This window comes from Cupriavidus necator N-1 (genome assembly GCF_000219215.1).
GTDB classification, from domain to species: domain Bacteria; phylum Pseudomonadota; class Gammaproteobacteria; order Burkholderiales; family Burkholderiaceae; genus Cupriavidus; species Cupriavidus necator.
In genome coordinates, this window is sequence record NC_015726.1 from 787,180 (window position 1) to 804,233 (window position 17,054).

The window sequence follows — 17,054 nt, forward strand, 5'->3', positions numbered from 1 at the left end:
TCCTGCTACAGCAGGAACCGCTTGTTCCCCGTCACCTGCGTCGGCTCCAGCTTGCGGAACGTCAGCTTCACGCTGCTGTTGAGCCGCCGCCCCGCCTGTTGCCGCACCAGTGCCCGGTGCAGCAGGCCCTTGTGGCCGACCGTGCCTTCGGCATAGGGCTGGTCCGAGGTCCCGCCCAGCGCCATCGCGGCCAGTGCCTGGTTGCGTTCGGCCGCACTCTTTTCCAGCAGCTTGTCCAATGCCATGCGTGCGCGCACCTGCGCCGCCAGCGCGGTGTCGCCTGGATTGGCGCGGGCGCGCTCGGCATCCCACGGCAGCTGCACTTTGCCGGCAAGGCGCCGCAGCGCGGCGCGCAGTTCGGCGCCATCCATCCGGGTTTCCTGCACGATCCAGACGGCGTCATGGCGCAGCACCGCTTCGGCATCGGCCATGCGGCGCACCAGCGCGGGCTGCAGCTCGGGCGACGAGAACTGCCGCGCGCGGCGGATCGCGTTGAGCGCGATGCGGCGCACCTGCGGGTTGGCGTGATCGAACAGGTCAGCGATGACGCGCGCGGCCGTGTCGGCCGAATCGACCATCTCCGCCAGCTGGCCGGCCAGCGAGACTTCTTCCACGCCGCTCAGCTTGTTGCGGCTGAGCCGGTTCAACTTGAACAGCAGGATGTGATATCGCAGCATAGGTTCTTGCGCGGCAGGCATGCCGCTGTTCGCTCCCGGGCGAACGCCGGGCCATAAAAGGCTATCGGCGCGCAGCGGTGCGACTTTAGCGCAGGAACGGCAAGGGGCGTAAGTTCAGTGCTGCGCTTCGCGCCGGATCGTGCGCGACAGCACGATCACCGGCAGCAGGCCCACGGCCACGATCACCAGCGAGGCGGTGGCGGCCTCGGCCAGGCGCTCGTCGGCAGCGAGGTTGTAGGCCTGCACGGCCAGCGTGTCGAAATTGAACGGGCGCATCACGAAGGTGGCCGGCAGCTCCTTCATCACGTCGACAAAGACGATCAGTGCCGCCGTCAGCAGGCTGCCGCGCAGCATCGGGAAATGCACGCGCCGCAGCGTGGCGCCGGGGCCGTGGCCCAGGCTGCGCGCGGCGGCGTCCATGCTGGGCGTGATCTTGCCCAGCCCGGCATTGACGGTTTGCAGCGCCACGCCCAGGAAGCGCACCAGCAACGCATAGACCAGCGCGGCGATGCCGCCGGTCAGCAGCAGCCCCACTGAGAGCCCGAACTGTTGCTGCAGCCAGGCCGACAGCGCGTTGTCGAGCCGCGCCACCGGCACCAGCACGCCCACGGCAATGACCGAACCCGGCAGCGCATAACCCATGCCGCACAGCCGCGTCAGGCCGCGCATCAGCCAGCTGCGCTTGCCGTTGACCGCGCGCGCGGCGTAGCCCACCGCCAGCGCGACCGCCACCGCGGCCAGCGCGGTGGCGCTGGCCAGCAGGAAGCTGTTGCGCACCAGCCCGACAAAGCGCGGGCCGAACTGCGCATCGCCGTCGGAGAAGGCCATGCGGCACAACATCAGCGCGGGAATCAGGAAGCCCAGCAGCACCGGCACCATGCATACGGCCAGCGCCAGCCAGCCGCGCGCGCCGTCCAGCGTCCAGGCCACGGCGCGGCGCTGGTTGCCGTAGACCTGCGCGCGGCCGCGGCTGGCGCGCTCCATCAGCAGGATCGCGGCGACGAACAGCAGCATGCATGCCGACAGCTGCGCCGCGGCGTTCTTGTCGCCAAGCGAAAACCAGGCGCGGAAGATGCCGGTGGAGAAAGTCGGGATGGCAAAGTAGGCGACGGTGCCGAAGTCGGCCAGCGTTTCCATCATCGCCAGCGCGGTGCCGGCAACGATGCCGGGGCGCGCCAGCGGCAGCACCACGCGCCAGAGCCGGCTCCAGGTGCCGTGGCCGAGCAGGCGCGCGGCCTCCAGCGTGTTCTGGGTCTGCTGCAGGAAGGCGGCGCGCGCGGTCAGGTAGACGTAGGGGTACAGCACCAGCGAGAACAGCGCGATGGCGCCGCCCAGCGAGCGGATATCGGGGAACCAGTACTCGCGCGCCTTCCAGCCGGTCAGCTCGCGCAGCCAGCCCTGTACCGGCCCGGCAAACTGCAGCGCATCGGTGTAGGCATAGGCGATGACGTAGGCGGGCATCGCCATCGGCAAGACCAGCGCCCATTCCATCACGGTGTGCCCCGGGAAACGGTAGGTCGATACCAGCCAGGCGGTGGTCACCCCCAGTAGCAATACCCCCACGGCGACGCCGCACAGCAGCCAGACGGTATTGAGCACGTATTCCGCCAGCACCGTGTCGATCAGGTGGCGCCAGGTGTCGCCGGCGGGCAGCAGCACGGCCGAGGCGATCACCAGCACCGGCACGGCGATCAGCAGCGCCATCACCAGGGTGGCCAGGGTAAGGGGATGGAAGCGGCGGCGGCTGGACAGGAGCATGCGTCGGAAAGTGGGCGGAAGTGCCGCGCGCAGCGTGCGGGCTGCCGCATTCTAGCAATGTGGGGCACCCTTTCGCCCCGAAAGTCGGTCCCGGCCCCCGGCTGCGTCTTTATAATGCGCACATGCGAACCGATTCCTATTCACGCTTACCCGGCGCCCAGGCCCGCAGCCGGCCGGCGACCCGCGCAGGCGTTGCTGACGTCACTGGCGCCGGCGCCGCTGTCATCGAGGTGGACCATATCCGTCACGCCTTCGGCCGCCATGCGGTGGTCAAGGGACTGTCGTTCTCGGTGGCGCGCGGCAATATCGCCTGCCTGCTGGGGCCCAGCGGCTGCGGCAAGACCACGGTGCTGCGCGCCATCGCCGGTTTCGAGCCGCTGCAGGACGGCCGCATCGTGCTGGACGGGCAGGTCGTGTCGTCTTCCGGGGCGATGCTGGCGCCGGAGCAGCGCCGCATCGGCATGGTGTTCCAGGACTATGCGCTGTTCCCGCACCTGGACGTGGCGGCCAACGTGGGTTTCGGCCTGGTGCGGGCCAGCCGCGCCGGGCGCGCGGCGCGCGTGGACGAGGTGCTGCAGCTGGTCGGGCTGGCCGGTGCGGGCCGCAAGTATCCGCATGAGCTGTCCGGCGGCCAGCAGCAGCGCGTGGCGCTGGCGCGCGCGCTGGCACCGCGCCCGGAACTGCTGCTGCTCGACGAGCCGTTCTCCAACCTCGACGTCGACCTGCGCGAACGCCTGAGCCTGGAGGTGCGCGCGATCCTGAAGGCGCAGGGCACCACCGCGATCCTGGTCACGCACGACCAGCACGAGGCCTTTGCCATGGCCGACGAGATCGGCGTCATGCACGACGGGGTGATCGAGCAGTGGGGCAGCGCGCACGACCTCTACCACCGGCCGACATCGCGCTTTGTCGCGGGCTTTATCGGGCAGGGCGTGCTGATGGCGGGGCGGCTGCGCGGGACTGCGGAGATTGAACTGGAACTGGGCCTGCTGCGCCCCGCGGCGCCGCTGGCGCTGCCCGCGGGCGCCGCCGTCGACGTGCTGGTGCGCCCCGACGACATCATCCACGACGACGCCAGCCCGATGCGCGCCGAAGTGGTCCACAAGGCCTTCCGCGGCGCCGAGATCCTGTACACGCTGCGCCTGGCCAGCGGCAGCCGCGTGCTGGCGCTGGTGCCGTCCCACCACAACCATGCCGTGGGCGAGCGTATCGGCATCCGTGTCGAGATCGAGGACGTGGTGGCATTTGCCGCGTAGCCTGCCACGCAAGGGCAGGGCGCCGATGGTCTACACTGTGGCGTTCTGCATTCACAAGGCTTGAATACCGTGGCGGACACGCTGTTTTCCGATACTCCCGACCGTTCCCGGCAACCGCTGGCCGAGCGCCTGCGCCCGCGCACCATCGACGAGGTGATCGGGCAACAGCACCTGCTCGGTGCGGGCAAGCCGCTGCGCGTGGCGTTCGAGTCCGGCGAGCCGCATTCGATGATCCTGTGGGGCCCGCCGGGCGTGGGCAAGACCACGCTGGCGCGGCTGATGGCCAGCGCCTTCGACGCCGAGTTCATCGCGCTGTCGGCGGTGCTGTCGGGCGTCAAGGACATCCGCGAGGCGGTCGAGCGCGCCGAGCAGTTCCGCGCGCACGGGCGGCGCACGCTGGTGTTCGTCGACGAAGTCCACCGCTTCAACAAGAGCCAGCAGGATGCCTTCCTGCCGCATGTGGAAAGCGGGCTCTTCACCTTTATCGGCGCCACCACCGAGAATCCCTCGTTCGAAGTCAACGGCGCCTTGCTGTCGCGCGCGGCGGTCTATGTGCTCAAGAGCCTGGACGATGCCGAGCTGACGCAGCTGGCGCTGCGCGCCAGCGAAGAACTCGGCGGACAGGGGGGCGACCTGAGCTGGCAGGACGAAGCGCTGCAGCTGATCGTGGCCTCGGCCGATGGCGACGGGCGCAAGCTGCTGAACAATATCGAGATCGTGGCGCGCGCCGCGCGCACCGCCGGCGCCGCGCAGATCGATACCGCGCTGCTTGGCAGCGCGCTGTCGGAAAACCTGCGCCGCTTCGACAAGGGCGGCGACGCCTTCTACGACCAGATCAGCGCGCTGCACAAGTCCGTGCGCGGATCGGACCCGGACGCCGCGCTGTACTGGTTCTGCCGCATGATCGACGGCGGCGCCGACCCGCGCTACCTGGCGCGGCGCATCGTACGCATGGCGTGGGAGGATATCGGCCTGGCCGATCCCCGTGCCGCCCGCATCACGCTGGACGCGGCCGAGACCTATGAGCGCCTGGGCTCGCCCGAGGGCGAACTGGCGCTGGGCCAGGCCCTGATCTACCTGGCCGTGGCGCCCAAGTCCAACGCCGGCTACAACGCCTACAACGCGGCGCGAGCCTTCGTCGGCAAGGACAAGTCGCGCGCGGTGCCGGTGCACCTGCGCAACGCGCCGACCAAGTTGATGAAGGAGCTTGGCCACGGCCACGCCTACCGCTACGCGCACGACGAGCCCGAGGCCTACGCCGCCGGCGAGCACTACTTCCCGGACGACCTGAAGGCCCAGGGCTGGTACCAGCCGGTGCCGCGCGGGCTGGAGGGCAAGATCGCCGAGAAGCTGCGCCACCTGCGCGAGCTGGATGCCGCCTGGCATCGCGAGCAGCGCGTGGCCAAGTCAAAGGACGGCGGCAAGGGCGGGGAGTGAGCGGTGGCGTGAGCCGGCAACACGGCGGCGGCCTGGCCTCGCCCGGTTCGCGCCGGACTGGGCCGGTGCAGTAAAATGGCGGGTCCGCCGGCATGTCGCTGGCCCTGCACTTCACCAAAGCAACATGCTCGACATCCAGCTGTTCCGCAAAGACATCGACGCCGTGGCGCAACGCCTTGCCACGCGCGGCTACCAACTCGACATTGCGGCGTTCCAGGCACTTGAGGCCGAACGCAAGCAACTGCAGACCCAGACCGAGGAACTGCAGGCCCGCCGCAACAGCCTGTCCAAGCAGATCGGCATGCTCAAGGGCAAGGGCGAGGACGCCTCGGCCGTGATGGCAGAAGTGGGCGGCATCGGCGACACGCTCAAGGCCTCGGCCGCGCGGCTGGACGAGATCCAGGCGCACCTGGCTGAACTGATGCTGGCTATCCCCAACCTGCCGCATGAAAGCGTGCCGGTGGGCAATGACGAAACCCAGAACGTCGAAGTGCGCCGCGTGGGCGAGCCGCGCCAGTTCGATTTCGCCGTGCGCGACCACGTCGACGTGGGCGAGAAGCTGGGCCTGGACTTCGACACCGCGGTCAAGGTCACCGGTTCGCGCTTCTCGATGCTGCGCGGCGGCCTGGCGCGCATGAACCGCGCGCTGGTGCAGCTGATGCTCGACACCCATACGCAGGAACACGGCTACACCGAGATGTACGTGCCGTACATGGTCAACGCCGCCTCGATGCGCGGCACCGGCCAGTTGCCCAAGTTCGAGGAAGACCTGTTCAAGGTGCCGCGCAAGGTCGGCAGCGAGGAAGGCGAGCGCATCGAGAACTTCTATCTGATCCCGACCGCCGAGGTGCCGCTGACCAATATCGTGCGCGATGCCATCGTCGCGGGCGAGAAGCTGCCGCTGCGCTTTGTCGCGCATACGCCGTGCTTCCGCTCGGAAGCCGGCTCGTACGGCAAGGACACGCGCGGCATGATCCGCCAGCACCAGTTCGACAAGGTCGAGTTGGTGCAGGTGGTGCCGGCCGGGCAGTCGTTCGATGCGCTGGAGCAACTGACCGGCCACGCCGAGGCGATCCTGAAGAAGCTGGATCTGCCGTTCCGCACCATCGTGCTGTGCACCGGCGACATGGGCTTTGGCAGCACCAAGACCTACGACCTGGAGGTGTGGATCCCCGCGCAGAACACCTACCGCGAGATCAGCTCGTGCTCGAACATGGGCGACTTCCAGGCGCGCCGCATGCAGGCGCGCATGCGCACGGGGCAGGGCAAGCCGGAGCTGGTGCACACCCTCAACGGCTCAGGCCTGGCCGTGGGCCGCACGCTGGTGGCGATCCTTGAGAACTATCAGAACGCAGACGGCTCGGTCACGGTGCCGACCGCGCTGCAGCCGTACATGGGCGGCATCACCCGCCTGGAGTCGGAGCTGTAAAGCGAACTGAAAAAATCCGCAGCCAGCCTCTTGCATCGGCTGGCTGGACATGGCTATAATCTTGGTTTTGCCACACGGCAACAAGTTACCGGAGAGGTGGCAGAGTGGTCGAATGTACCTGACTCGAAATCAGGCGTACCGGCGACGGTACCGTGGGTTCGAATCCCACCCTCTCCGCCAAAACAAGAAGCTGCCCGGCTCGACCACCGGACAGGCAAAAACAGTGTAGTAAAACTCAGGCCGACGCCCACGAAAGTGCGCGTCGGTTTTGTTTTTTCCGCGGCCGGTTTTTCATGCGGCGGGCATGGGCCGCCGCACTGGCCTGCGTACCGGACGCGCTGCCGGGTGCACTATCATGGCGATCCGCAACGCAGGATGCCGCACCATGACACAGCCACCCGCCACCCAACCCCCAGCACCGGTCTTCCACGGCGATCCGGCCGAACTGCCGGCCGACCCCAACCTGGTCGCCGGCATGCCGTACCTGCACTACAAGGGCGGCGCCTACACGGCGGTCGGCATCGGCCGCTTCGAGGCCGATCTCGCGCCGGTGGTGGTCTATCGCGCGATGCGCGATCCCTCATTGCTGTGGGTGCGCCGCGCCGATGTGTTCAGCGAACCGGTGGCCACGCCGCACGGCGAGGTGCCGCGTTTTGCGCCCGCCTGGCCCGCGGCGCTGGCCTGCCTGGACTTCCTGCCGCGTCAGGCGGTGCTCGATGTGCTGGCGCTGCACGACACGCCTTACCGGCACTACCACGACCGCCGCCATATCCTGGAGATGTTCGAGACCGCTCACGCGCGCGGCATTGCGCTGGACCGCGCGCAGGCGCTGGCGGTGCTGTGCCACGACGCGATCTATGTGGCGGGGTGCGAGCACAACGAGGCGGCGTCGGCGGCGCTGATCGAAACGGTGGCGCCCGGCGAAGACCGCGCGGTGCTGGACCGTGCCGCGCAGATCGTGCTCGATACGCGCGGCCATGGCCCGAGCATTGCCGGCGCCGAAACTGTGCTCGATCTCGACCTGCTCAGGCTGGCCGCGACGCCGGAAAGGTTCGATGCCCATAGCCTGGACGTGTTCGCCGAGAACCGCGCCTTGCTGGCCGCGCGCACCGGTCTCCAGGGGGAGGCGCTGGAGACGGAATTCATGCGCCGCCGCGCGGCGTTCCTGGGCAAGCTGGCGCAGCGCCCGCAACTTTTCCTGACCGAAGCTTTTGCCGACTGCGAGGCGCCGGCGCGCGCCAATATCGCCCGCATCGTCGGCGCGGCGGGCGCGTCCCGTGATTGACGTGCCGGCACGCGCGAGCGCCTTCGCCGAGGCCGGGCTCACGCGGGGCACGGCGCTGGGGCTGCTGGCGCTGTTCACGCTGGTGACGGTGCTGCTGCTGAGCCTGGTGCCGCTGCTGGTCGCGCTGTTGCGGCCGGTGGTGCGCTGGCTGGACCGGTGGCGCGTGTGGGGGGCCGGCGCACTGTCCGCGCGAGTCGCCGCACAGCCGCGCCGCCTGAGCACGCTCACGCTGCGCGTGCTCGAGCGCGACATGGCCGAGCTGCTGCTGGTGCTGCTGGCCGGCGCCGTGCTGCTGGCCTGCGGCAGTGCCCTGTTCTGGCTGGCCGGCGAGGTCGCCGAAAGCGGGGGCGTGGTGCGCATCGACCAGATCGTGTTTGCTTGGCTGCGTGCCTTGCGCACCGACTGGCTCGATATCGCGATGGTGGCCGTGACCGAACTGGGCGGCGCGCGCATTTCCGTGGTGGTGGGCGTGGCGGTGTTCGCGTGGCTGTGCTGGCGGCGCGCCTGGACCGTGGCGCTGTACTGGGCCGCCGCGCTGCTGGGTGCGCGCGCCTGCGTGATGGCGCTCAAGCTGGGCATGGCGCGCGTGCGCCCGGCCAGCATCTACAGCGGCCTGGAATCGTATTCCTTTCCCAGCGGCCACGCCACCAGCAGCATGGTCACCTATGGCTTCCTGGCGTTCCTGATGTGCCTGCGCCAGCCGTGGCGCGTGCGCATTCCGGTGCTGGCGCTGACCGTGGTGGCGGTGGCGGCGATCGGGATCTCGCGGCTGTACCTGGGCATGCACTGGCTGTCGGATGTCGCGGCAGGCTATGCGCTGGGGCTAGCATGGATCGCGCTGCTCGGTACGGCTTACCGCACGCTGCATGTGCCGGCGCCGAGGGAATCGGTGGCGCCATGGCGGCTGGGCGTGGTGGCTGCGGCAGCGGTGGTGGTGGCGTTCAGCTATGTGGCGTGGTTCCGGCTGCCGGATGCGCTGGAGCGCTACCGGCAGGCTGGCGCCCCTAAGCCAGCGGCGCTGGCGCTTCAGCCTCCGGCGCTTGCGGCAGGCGCGACACCAGCAGCTGATCGATCTTGTGATGGTCGATGTCCAGCACTTCGAAGCGATAGCCCGCGACGGTGATCGACTCGGATTTCTTCGGGATGCGCTTGAGCGCGTAGATCACCAGCCCGGCCGCAGTGTCGACATAGTCCTCGCCGGGCAGGGTGTCGAGATCCAGCGCCTTCTTCAGGTCCACCAGCGGGGTGAGGCCGTCGACCAGCCAGGAGCTGTCATCGCGCCGTACGATCTGCTCGTCCTCGCTGGAATACAGGATGTCTCCCATCAGCGCGCCGACGATATCGTCCAGCGTGACTATGCCTACCACCAGCCCGTACTCGTTCATCACCACGGCAAAGTTCTGGTGCATCTCGCGGAAGCGCGTGAGCGCCTCGGACAGGGTCAGCGTGTCGGGGATCACCAGCACGTTCTTGTCGTGGTGGCGGCCGATATTGCCGATCGCAGCGGCGCTTTCATCGGCGAGCAGCAACTGCAGGATGTCCTTGGAATCGATATAGCCCTGCACGTCGTCGAGGTCGTGCCCGCACACCGGGTATTGCGCGTGCGGCTGGCTGACCAGCTTGCGGCGCACGCTGTCGGCGGGTTCGTCGAGACTCAGGTAGACCACGTCGTCGCGCGGCGTCATGATCGCAGTAATGCTCTTGAACTCGAGCTCGAACACGTTCTCGATCAGGTGGAGTTCATGCTTGTGCAGCACGCCGGCTTCGGCGCCGGCATCGACCATCGCGGCGATGTCCTCGGTGGTGATCTGGTCGACCGGCTTTGTCGGCAGGCGCAGCAGCCGCAGCGTGGCATCGGCGGCGGCGTTGAAGATCCACACCAGCGGCTTGAGCACGCGCAGCAGCGTCAGCATCGGGTCGATCACCGCCACCGCGCACCGCTCGGGGAAGGTCATGGCGATGCGCTTGGGGATCAGGTCGGCAAACTGGATAAACAGCAGCGTCACGATCAGGAACGAGCCGATATTGGCCGCGCGCTGGGCGTGGACCACCTGCATATAGGGCGACAGCGCTTCCAGCAGCAGGTCCGACACATGCTTCTCGCCGAGGATACCGGCCAGGATGGCCACGCTGTTGACGCCGATCTGCACGATCGTGAAGAAATTCCCGGGCTCCTCCTTGAGCCGCAGCACGCGCGTGGCGCGGCCATCGCCGCGCTCCGACAGGACTTGCAGCTTGGTGCGGCGGGCGGCCGTCAGCGCGATCTCGGAGACCGAGAAAAAGGCGCTGACAAGGACAAGGGCGATCAGGATCAGGACGAACATAGGCGGTTTGGCGCCTGCAGCTTGTGCCTGCAGGCGGCTTGATGATGGTGCACGGCGCGCGCGGATGTCAATCAGGCATCAGACAGACCTCGATCGCGGCTCCGAGGCACCGCGTCAAAGCTGGCGGCCGGCGCTTCCAGCCGCTGCGGCAGCGTCGCGGCCAGTTCCCCGGCGGCCAGCGCAAACTGCGCGCGCAGGTCGTCGGCCAGGCTGGAGCCGGCGCGGTGGCTGGCGCGCAGCATCTGGATCTCGAACGGCAGCACCGGCGCCACGTCATGCAGCGCGACCCGCTCCGGGCTGGCGCTGAGCGCGGTGTACTGGTCCAGCAGGGTCACGCCCAGTCCGGCATCGACCAGGGCCAGCGCCAGCGAATAGGTCTGCACCTCCAGCGTCGAGCGCGGCTCCAGCGCATGCCGGGCCAGGGTCTGGCGCACCAGCAGCCCGAGCGAGCTGTTGTCGTCATAGCCGATGAAGGCGCGCTCCATCAGCCGCTGCATCGGCACCACCTGGCGGCGCCCGCCGGCAGGCAGCGGCTGGCCGCGCGGCACCGCCAGCAGCATGCGGCCGCTGGCCACCGGCTCGCAGGAGATGGCCTCGTGGCCCGGCGGCGCAAAGGCAAAGCCCAGGTCGATCTGGTTGGCCAGCAGCGCCCCGACGATCTCGTCGGTATGGTGGGTCAGCACCTGCACCTGCGTGTCCGGGTGGCGCGCGCAGAAACGCCGCACTGCCGGCACCAGCAGCGGGTTGGCCAGGCTGGGGGTGGCGGCCACGCGCAGCCGCCCGGCGCCCTTGTGACGCAGGCTTTCCGAGACCCGGCGCACGCGCTCGATCTCGCCATATAGCCTTTCGACATCGCCATAGAGCGCATTGGCCTCGGGCGTGGCCTGCAGCCGGCCGCGCACCCGTTCGAACAGGCGGAAGCCGAGCGAGGCCTCGGCATGCTGCAGCACGCGCGTGACCACCGGCTGGGACACATGCAGCAGGCGCGCGGCCTCGCTGACGGTGCCGGTCAGCATCACGGCGCGGAAGACTTCGATCTGGCGCAAGCGCATGGCAATCCGGGAAGCGGGCAGGCATCCATAGCCTGATGACATATTCTGGCACGTATTCGCATTGGGCAATCCGCGCCGCCTGCACTACGCTTTGCCGGATCAGGACGAAGCAATCAAGGGATGGCAATGCAGGTAGTGATCGTGGGCGCCGGTGTGGTCGGCATGACGACGGCATGGCGCCTGGCCGAGGACGGCCACCAGGTGACGGTGCTGGAGCGCCACGACGGGCCGGCCGAGGAGACCAGCTTTGCCAATGGCGGGCAACTCAGCTACAGCTATGTGGCGCCGCTGGCCGGGCCGGGCGTGATGGCCAAGGTGCCGGGCTGGCTGCTGCGGCGCGATTCGCCGATGCGCTTCCGGCCCGCTGCCGACCCGGCGCAGTGGCGCTGGCTGGCAGCCTTCATGGGCGCCTGCAATGCCGCCACCAGTGAAGCCACCACGCGCAAGCTGCTGCGGCTGGGGTTCTATTCACGCGACCTGATGCAGGCCTTCGTGGCCCGGCACCAGCATGATGATGTGGGCGCCGGCTTCGATTTTGCGCGGCGCGGCAAACTGGTTGTGCACCGCGATGCAGCGGCGCTCGACGCGGCCTGCCAGTTGCTGGAATACCAGGCCAGCCTGGGTTGCGAGCAGCAGGCGCTGGACCGCGATGCCTGCGTGGCGCTGGAGCCCGCGCTGGCCGGCATCCGCAACGAGATTGCCGGCGCCATCTACACGCCGAGCGAGGAGGTGGGCGACTGCCACCGCTTCTGCCTGTCGCTGGCACGGTTGCTGCAAGACGGGGCGCACGCCGGCGTGTCGATGCGCTTCGGCACCGTCGTGCAAGAACTGTTGCAGCAGGGCGGGCGCGTGACCGGCGTGCGGACCGCCAGCGGCGTGATGCCGGCCGACGTGGTGATCGTGGCCGGAGGCATCGGCAGCGTGCCGCTGCTGCGCCCGCTGGGCGTGCGGCCGATGCTGTGGCCGCTCAAGGGTTACAGCATCACGGTGCCGCTGGCCAGCGGCGCGCGCGCGCCGCATATCAGCGTGACGGACTTTGCCAACAAGATCGTCTACGCGCGCATCGGCAATACACTGCGGGTGGCGGGAATGGCCGACCTGGTGCGCGGCGGCACCCGCATCGACCCGGAGCGGGTCGGCACGCTGGTGGCACAGACGCGCGCGCTGTTCGAGGGCATCGTGCCCGAGCTGCCGCTGGCGCAGCTGCAGCCGTGGGCCGGGCTGCGCCCGGCCACGCCGGACGGCCTGCCGCTGGTGGGGCCGTCGCGGGTGTCCGGGCTATGGCTGAACCTGGGCCACGGCGCGCTCGGTTTTACGCTGGCGATGGGCAGCGCCGGCCTGCTGGCCGACCGGCTGGCAGGGCGCCGTCCGGCCATCGAAGCAGAGGATTTTGATGCTGCGCGCGCATAGCCGCAGGCAAGTATTGCTTCATGCCGTACCCGTGCGTCCGCAATCCACGACGCTGTTCACGAAACATGCCTCAATGACCAAGCCCCACCACAAGGAGCGAACATGAAATCACTGCACACCCACCGATCCGCCACCCGCCACGCGCTTGCGGCCGCCACGCTGCTGCTGGCCGCCGGCGCCGCCCAGGCCGCCGATGGCGACACGCTGAAGAAGATCAAGGACAGCGGCGTGATCTCGCTTGGCTATCGCGAATCGTCGATCCCGTTCTCATACACCGACGGCAAGGAGGTCATGGGCTATTCGCACGAGATCCTGCTGCAGATCGTCGACAAGGTGAAGAGCGAACTGAAGATGCCCGGCTTGCAGGTGCGACTGACCCCGATCACCTCGCAGAACCGCATCCCGCTGGTGCAGAACGGCACGATCGACATCGAATGCGGCAGCACCACCAACAACCTGGAGCGCCAGAAGCAGGTGGCGTTCTCCAACAGCCTGTTCGTCTACGGCATCAAGATGCTGACCAAAAAGGATTCGGGCGTGAAGGAGTTCGCCGACCTGAAGGAGCGCAACGTGGTCACCACCGCCGGCACCACCGGCGAGCGCCTGCTGGTCAAGATGAACGGCGAGAAGGCCATGAACATGAACCTGATCAGCGCCAAGGACCACGGCCAGTCCTTCCTGATCCTGGAGACCGGCCGCGCCGCTGCCTTCGTCATGGACGAGCCGCTGCTGTATGGCGAGCGCACCAAGGCCAAGAGCGCGGGCGACTGGGTGGTGGTCGGCGCGCCGCTGCAGACCGAGAACTACGCCTGCATGTTCCGCAAGGACGATCCCTCGTTCAAGAAGCTGGCCGACGGCGTGATCGCAGACCTGCAGACCAGCGGCCGTGCCGAGAAGCTGTATAACAAGTGGTTCATGTCGCCGATCCCGCCGCGCGGCATCAACATGAACTACCCGCTGTCGGCCGACATGAAGGCGCTGTTCGCGGCGCCGAACGACAAGGCCTACCAGTAAGAGCAGGGCGCCACCGCCGGGACGGCATCAGGCCCGGCGGTTATTTAGCCATAATGAATCAATATTTAGCACTCGATAGTGTTTGCGGTAGTGTTGAGCCCGATATAGATACTATGAAGGGCCGCGGGAGGTTAAGCCCCTGGAGTAAAACGAAGATTCGCAGTCTCGTTTCTCCGAAGGAGCACGCAAATGAACACGACGCCTAACACAGCCCTTCACGGGCAGAATACGACGATCACCGGCTGGCTGTACATGGCTTTCGAACTGGGCGACAAGAGCTGGAAGCTGTCGCTAGGCGACGGCGTGCTTGGACCGAGCCGGCATACCTTGGGCGCTGGTGACCTGAATGCAGTCCTGCAAGTGATCGCCAAGGCCAAGGCTCGCTGCGGCCTGGCGCCGCAAGCCCCGGTGCGCAGTTGCTACGAGGCCGGCCGCGATGGCTTCTGGCTGCACCGCTGGTTGATCGAACAAGGCATCGCTAACCTGGTCGTGGATTCGGCCAGCATTGAAGTCAACCGCCGCGCCCGACGCGCCAAGACCGACCGGGTCGACGGCGACAAGCTGCTCTCGATGTTGATGCGTTACTACGCCGGCGAGCGGCGCCTGTGGGCAGTCGCGCGAGTCCCGACACCACAGCAGGAAGATGAGCGGCGTTTGCACCGCGAGCTCGGGCGACTCAGGCTCGAACGTGCGGCCCACAGCAACCGGATTCGTTCGCTGCTCGTACTGCACAACCTGCGGGTCGCCCACATCGGGGACCGATCCTGGAAGCACTGGTGGAACGCCCATGGCTCGCAACTGCCCGCTGGCTTGAGTGCCGAGATCGAGCGTGAAGTCGCAAGACTGGCGCTGGTCGAAACGCAGATCAAAACGATCGAAACCCAGCAGCGCGACGCCGTGAAGGCTGGCACGCAGCCAGCCATCGCGCTGCTCGCGCGGCTCAGGGGGATCGGCCTGGGCAGCTCCTGGCTCCTGATCAACGAACTGTTTGGCTGGCGGCGCTTTCACAACCGCCGCGAAGTCGCAGGCTGCCTCGGACTTGCACCGACGCCTTACAGCAGTGGCGAAAGCCAGGTCGAGCAAGGCATCAGCAAAGCGGGCAACAAACGATCGCGCTGGCTCATGATCGAACTGGCATGGGCCTGGTTACGCTACCAGCCAACGAGTCAGCTCACGCAATGGTTCAATGAGCGCTTCGCGCGAGGCAGCAAGCGCATGCGTCGCGTCGGTATTGTCGCAGTTGCCCGACGATTGGCAATTGCCCTATGGCGCTATCTCGAGTACGGCGAGATTCCCCACGGGGCAAGCCTCAAATCAGTACACTGAGGTAATTCCGATCTAAGCATGGAGAGCGAAGCGGTACGATAGCAGGTCAGCGCGCCCGTAAGTGAGCCGGGCTACCCCCTGCGGGTAGCCGTCCTTATAGATGGGGCGCGCCAAGGTAACAGGGGTAGTTCCAGCGCTTTGCGCACGTGGTATGTGGTGCCCGGCCTTTGCGCCGGCACGGATAGAAGGTTGTCCGGGCAGCAAGCCCGACACTGAAAGACCCCGACCTCGATTTCGCGCCGCTTCAGTCCCCGCAAACGAAAAGTATTGGGCTTGCAAGGAGAGAGTATCGCGCCAGACATCCCTATACTGAAATCCAATACTGGATCGGGGGTTGACACCCTCGCCCTCATAGAAGGCTCATAGCAGCACAACTGGCCGGCGGCCCTCACAAGCGGCCTCCGGCGCTGTCTGACCCCACACTGCTTATCCGCATCCACTGGAGAACATATGCGATCGATTCGTACTGGCTGGCTCAAATCCCTGCTGGCTGCCTCGCTGCTTGCCGGCGCCGGGCTGGCGTCCACCGCGGCGCAAGCCGCCGACCTGCTCGATACCGTCAAGCAGGCCGGCGTGCTCAAGATCGGCCTGGAGGGCACGTATCCGCCGTTCGGCTTCCGCGGCGCGAAGAACGAGCTGGAAGGGTTTGACGTGGACGTGGCGCGTGCGGTGGCGGGCAAGCTGGGCGTGAAGCCGGAGTTCGTCACCACCGAGTGGAGCGGCATCATTGCCGGCCTGCAGGCTGGCAAGTTCGACGTGATCGTCAACCAGGTCAACGTCACGCCTCAGCGCCAGCAAGTGCTGGACTTCTCCACGCCCTACGTTTACTCGGATGCGCAGCTGATCCAGCGCAAGGACGACAACCGCCAGTTCAAGTCGCTGGAAGACCTGAAGGGGCACAAGCTCGGCGTCAGCCTGGGCAGCAATTTCAACGACCTGGCCAAGTCGGTGCCGGGCATCGACGTCAAGACCTATCCCGGCGCGCCTGAGTACCTGCGCGACCTGGCGGCACAGCGCGTCGACGCCGCGCTGAACGACCGGCTGATGGTCGCCTACCTGGTCAAGACCGCCAACCTGCCGCTGCGGCAGGGCGCAATCGTGGCGGGTGCCACCACGCAGGTGGCCATCCCGTTCCGCAAGGACAACCCCAAGTTCGCGCAGGCCATCAACCACGCGCTAGATGACCTGGCCAAGGACGGCACGCTTGGCAAGCTCTCGGTGAAGTGGTTCGGCACCGACGTGACCAGGCCCGCCGGTAAGCCAATCAAGTAAAACAGTCAGGTAAGCCGGCCAGCAAGCCGGGCGGTATCATGTCGCGGCGCCGCGGCCTGCATGGCTGCCGCGCCGCTTTCTTTTTCATTCTTCTGCCGCCGCCACGCCCATGTCCGCTCTCCAGCTTGTCACCGATTCTCTGCCCGTACTGCTGCAGGGCACGCTGCTGACCATCAAATTCGCGTTATGGTCGATGGTGTTCGGGCTGATGCTAGGCACGGTGGTGGCGCTGATGGGCATCAGCCATAGCCGCGTGCTCAAGGCGGTGGCGCGCACCTACGTCAGCATCATGCGCGGCACGCCGCTACTGGTGCAGATCTTTGTCGTCTACTACGGGCTGCCGGGCATCGGCATCGCGCTGGAGCCCACGCCCGCGGGCGTGCTGACGCTGAGCCTGAATGTCGGCGCCTACCTGTCCGAGAGCATGCGCGGGGCCATCCTGGGCGTGTCGCGCGGCCAATGGCTGGCAGCCTACAGCCTGGGCCTGACGCCGGTGCAGGCACTGCGCTACGTGGTCGGCCCGCAGGCGCTGCGGCTGGCGGTGCCGAGCCTGTCCAACAGCCTGATCAGCCTGATCAAGGACACCTCGCTGGTATCGGTCATCACCGTGACCGAGCTGCTGCGCACGGCGCAGGAGGTCATCGCGGCCACCTACCAGCCGTTGCCGCTGTACCTGGCAGTGGCGGCCATCTACTGGGTGCTGAGCACGGGGCTGTCGGGCGTGCAGCATATGCTGGAGCGGCGCTTGTCGCTGCCCGGGCGCCACTGATCGGTGCCACAAAGTAAAAAGCCAGCTCCGCGGAGCTGGCTTTTT

At 67.5% G+C, this 17,054-nt stretch carries 14 protein-coding genes and 1 tRNA gene; 11 read left to right on the forward strand and 4 right to left on the reverse strand.

All coding sequences use genetic code 11. The features are described from left to right. Positions 1 to 5: 5 nt before the first annotated feature. Positions 6 to 677, reverse strand: a complete 672-nt coding sequence (locus CNE_RS03755; RefSeq protein WP_013955815.1) for a hypothetical protein — start codon at positions 675 to 677, stop codon at positions 6 to 8. A 114-nt stretch (positions 678 to 791) separates the two neighbouring features. After that, positions 792 to 2,435: an ABC transporter permease gene (locus CNE_RS03760; protein WP_013955816.1), complete on the reverse strand. Its 1,644-nt coding sequence runs from the start codon at positions 2,433 to 2,435 to the stop codon at positions 792 to 794. A gap of 122 nt (positions 2,436 to 2,557) precedes the next feature. Between CNE_RS03760 and CNE_RS03765 the strand changes: the two genes are divergently transcribed. The 6 genes from CNE_RS03765 (at position 2,558) to CNE_RS39060 (ending at position 8,965) form a co-directional block, all read left to right on the forward strand. Further along, positions 2,558 to 3,691 (forward strand): ABC transporter ATP-binding protein, encoded by a 1,134-nt coding sequence (locus CNE_RS03765; protein ID WP_013955817.1) that lies wholly within the window; start codon positions 2,558 to 2,560, stop codon positions 3,689 to 3,691. 69 nt (positions 3,692 to 3,760) lie between these two features. After that, the gene (locus tag CNE_RS03770) at positions 3,761 to 5,128 is read left to right on the forward strand and encodes a replication-associated recombination protein A (protein WP_049800597.1); all 1,368 of its coding nucleotides are present in this window, start codon (positions 3,761 to 3,763) and stop codon (positions 5,126 to 5,128) included. Between the two features lie 124 nt (positions 5,129 to 5,252). After that, entirely contained in the window at positions 5,253 to 6,557 is a 1,305-nt protein-coding gene (gene serS, locus CNE_RS03775) for a serine--tRNA ligase (RefSeq protein WP_013955819.1), read from the forward strand. A gap of 90 nt (positions 6,558 to 6,647) precedes the next feature. Further along, positions 6,648 to 6,737, forward strand: a tRNA-Ser gene (locus CNE_RS03780). 175 nt (positions 6,738 to 6,912) lie between these two features. Further along, positions 6,913 to 7,842, forward strand: coding sequence for a DUF1653 domain-containing protein (locus CNE_RS03785; RefSeq protein WP_013955820.1), 930 nt, complete (start codon positions 6,913 to 6,915; stop codon positions 7,840 to 7,842). Further along, positions 7,835 to 8,965, forward strand: a complete 1,131-nt coding sequence (locus CNE_RS39060) for a phosphatase PAP2 family protein (RefSeq protein WP_013955821.1) — start codon at positions 7,835 to 7,837, stop codon at positions 8,963 to 8,965. Before CNE_RS03785 ends, CNE_RS39060 begins: the two co-directional genes overlap by 8 nt. Here CNE_RS39060 and CNE_RS03790 read toward each other — a convergent pair. Both CNE_RS03790 and CNE_RS03795 read right to left on the reverse strand, forming a co-directional pair. Beyond that, a complete protein-coding gene (locus CNE_RS03790; protein ID WP_013955822.1) occupies positions 8,847 to 10,166 on the reverse strand; it encodes a hemolysin family protein in 1,320 nt (439 codons plus the stop codon). The genes CNE_RS39060 and CNE_RS03790 overlap by 119 nt on opposite strands. A 71-nt stretch (positions 10,167 to 10,237) precedes the next feature. Next, positions 10,238 to 11,218 (reverse strand): LysR family transcriptional regulator, encoded by a 981-nt coding sequence (locus CNE_RS03795; protein ID WP_041227784.1) that lies wholly within the window; start codon positions 11,216 to 11,218, stop codon positions 10,238 to 10,240. Between the two features lie 126 nt (positions 11,219 to 11,344). Here CNE_RS03795 and CNE_RS03800 point away from each other — a divergent pair, with 126 nt between their 5' ends. The 5 genes from CNE_RS03800 to CNE_RS03820 all read left to right on the forward strand — a co-directional run bounded on the left by CNE_RS03800 (position 11,345) and on the right by CNE_RS03820 (position 17,009). Then, positions 11,345 to 12,628: a D-amino acid dehydrogenase gene (locus CNE_RS03800; protein ID WP_013955824.1), complete on the forward strand. Its 1,284-nt coding sequence runs from the start codon at positions 11,345 to 11,347 to the stop codon at positions 12,626 to 12,628. Between the two features lie 102 nt (positions 12,629 to 12,730). Continuing rightward, the gene (locus CNE_RS03805; RefSeq protein ID WP_013955825.1) at positions 12,731 to 13,642 is read left to right on the forward strand and encodes a glutamate/aspartate ABC transporter substrate-binding protein; all 912 of its coding nucleotides are present in this window, start codon (positions 12,731 to 12,733) and stop codon (positions 13,640 to 13,642) included. Between the two features lie 189 nt (positions 13,643 to 13,831). Further along, positions 13,832 to 14,968 (forward strand): IS110 family RNA-guided transposase, encoded by a 1,137-nt coding sequence (locus tag CNE_RS03810; protein ID WP_013954316.1) that lies wholly within the window; start codon positions 13,832 to 13,834, stop codon positions 14,966 to 14,968. A 450-nt stretch (positions 14,969 to 15,418) separates the two neighbouring features. Continuing rightward, a complete protein-coding gene (locus CNE_RS03815; protein WP_013955826.1) occupies positions 15,419 to 16,240 on the forward strand; it encodes a transporter substrate-binding domain-containing protein in 822 nt (273 codons plus the stop codon). Between the two features lie 109 nt (positions 16,241 to 16,349). Next, positions 16,350 to 17,009, forward strand: a complete 660-nt coding sequence (locus tag CNE_RS03820) for an amino acid ABC transporter permease (RefSeq protein ID WP_013955827.1) — start codon at positions 16,350 to 16,352, stop codon at positions 17,007 to 17,009. Positions 17,010 to 17,054: the final 45 nt, after the last annotated feature.

Bases quoted from the DNA above. Each gene is read 5' to 3' on its own strand.
- CNE_RS03755 (WP_013955815.1), bottom strand. From the start codon at position 677: ATGCTGCGATATCACATCCTGCTGTTCAAGTTGAACCGGCTCAGCCGC.
- CNE_RS03760 (WP_013955816.1), bottom strand. From the start codon at position 2,435: ATGCTCCTGTCCAGCCGCCGCCGCTTCCATCCCCTTACCCTGGCCACC.
- CNE_RS03765 (WP_013955817.1), top strand. From the start codon at position 2,558: ATGCGAACCGATTCCTATTCACGCTTACCCGGCGCCCAGGCCCGCAGC.
- serS (WP_013955819.1), top strand. From the start codon at position 5,253: ATGCTCGACATCCAGCTGTTCCGCAAAGACATCGACGCCGTGGCGCAA.
- CNE_RS03785 (WP_013955820.1), top strand. From the start codon at position 6,913: ATGGCGATCCGCAACGCAGGATGCCGCACCATGACACAGCCACCCGCC.
- CNE_RS03790 (WP_013955822.1), bottom strand. From the start codon at position 10,166: ATGTTCGTCCTGATCCTGATCGCCCTTGTCCTTGTCAGCGCCTTTTTC.
- CNE_RS03795 (WP_041227784.1), bottom strand. From the start codon at position 11,218: ATGCGCTTGCGCCAGATCGAAGTCTTCCGCGCCGTGATGCTGACCGGC.
- CNE_RS03800 (WP_013955824.1), top strand. From the start codon at position 11,345: ATGCAGGTAGTGATCGTGGGCGCCGGTGTGGTCGGCATGACGACGGCA.
- CNE_RS03805 (WP_013955825.1), top strand. From the start codon at position 12,731: ATGAAATCACTGCACACCCACCGATCCGCCACCCGCCACGCGCTTGCG.
- CNE_RS03810 (WP_013954316.1), top strand. From the start codon at position 13,832: ATGAACACGACGCCTAACACAGCCCTTCACGGGCAGAATACGACGATC.
- CNE_RS03815 (WP_013955826.1), top strand. From the start codon at position 15,419: ATGCGATCGATTCGTACTGGCTGGCTCAAATCCCTGCTGGCTGCCTCG.
- CNE_RS03820 (WP_013955827.1), top strand. From the start codon at position 16,350: ATGTCCGCTCTCCAGCTTGTCACCGATTCTCTGCCCGTACTGCTGCAG.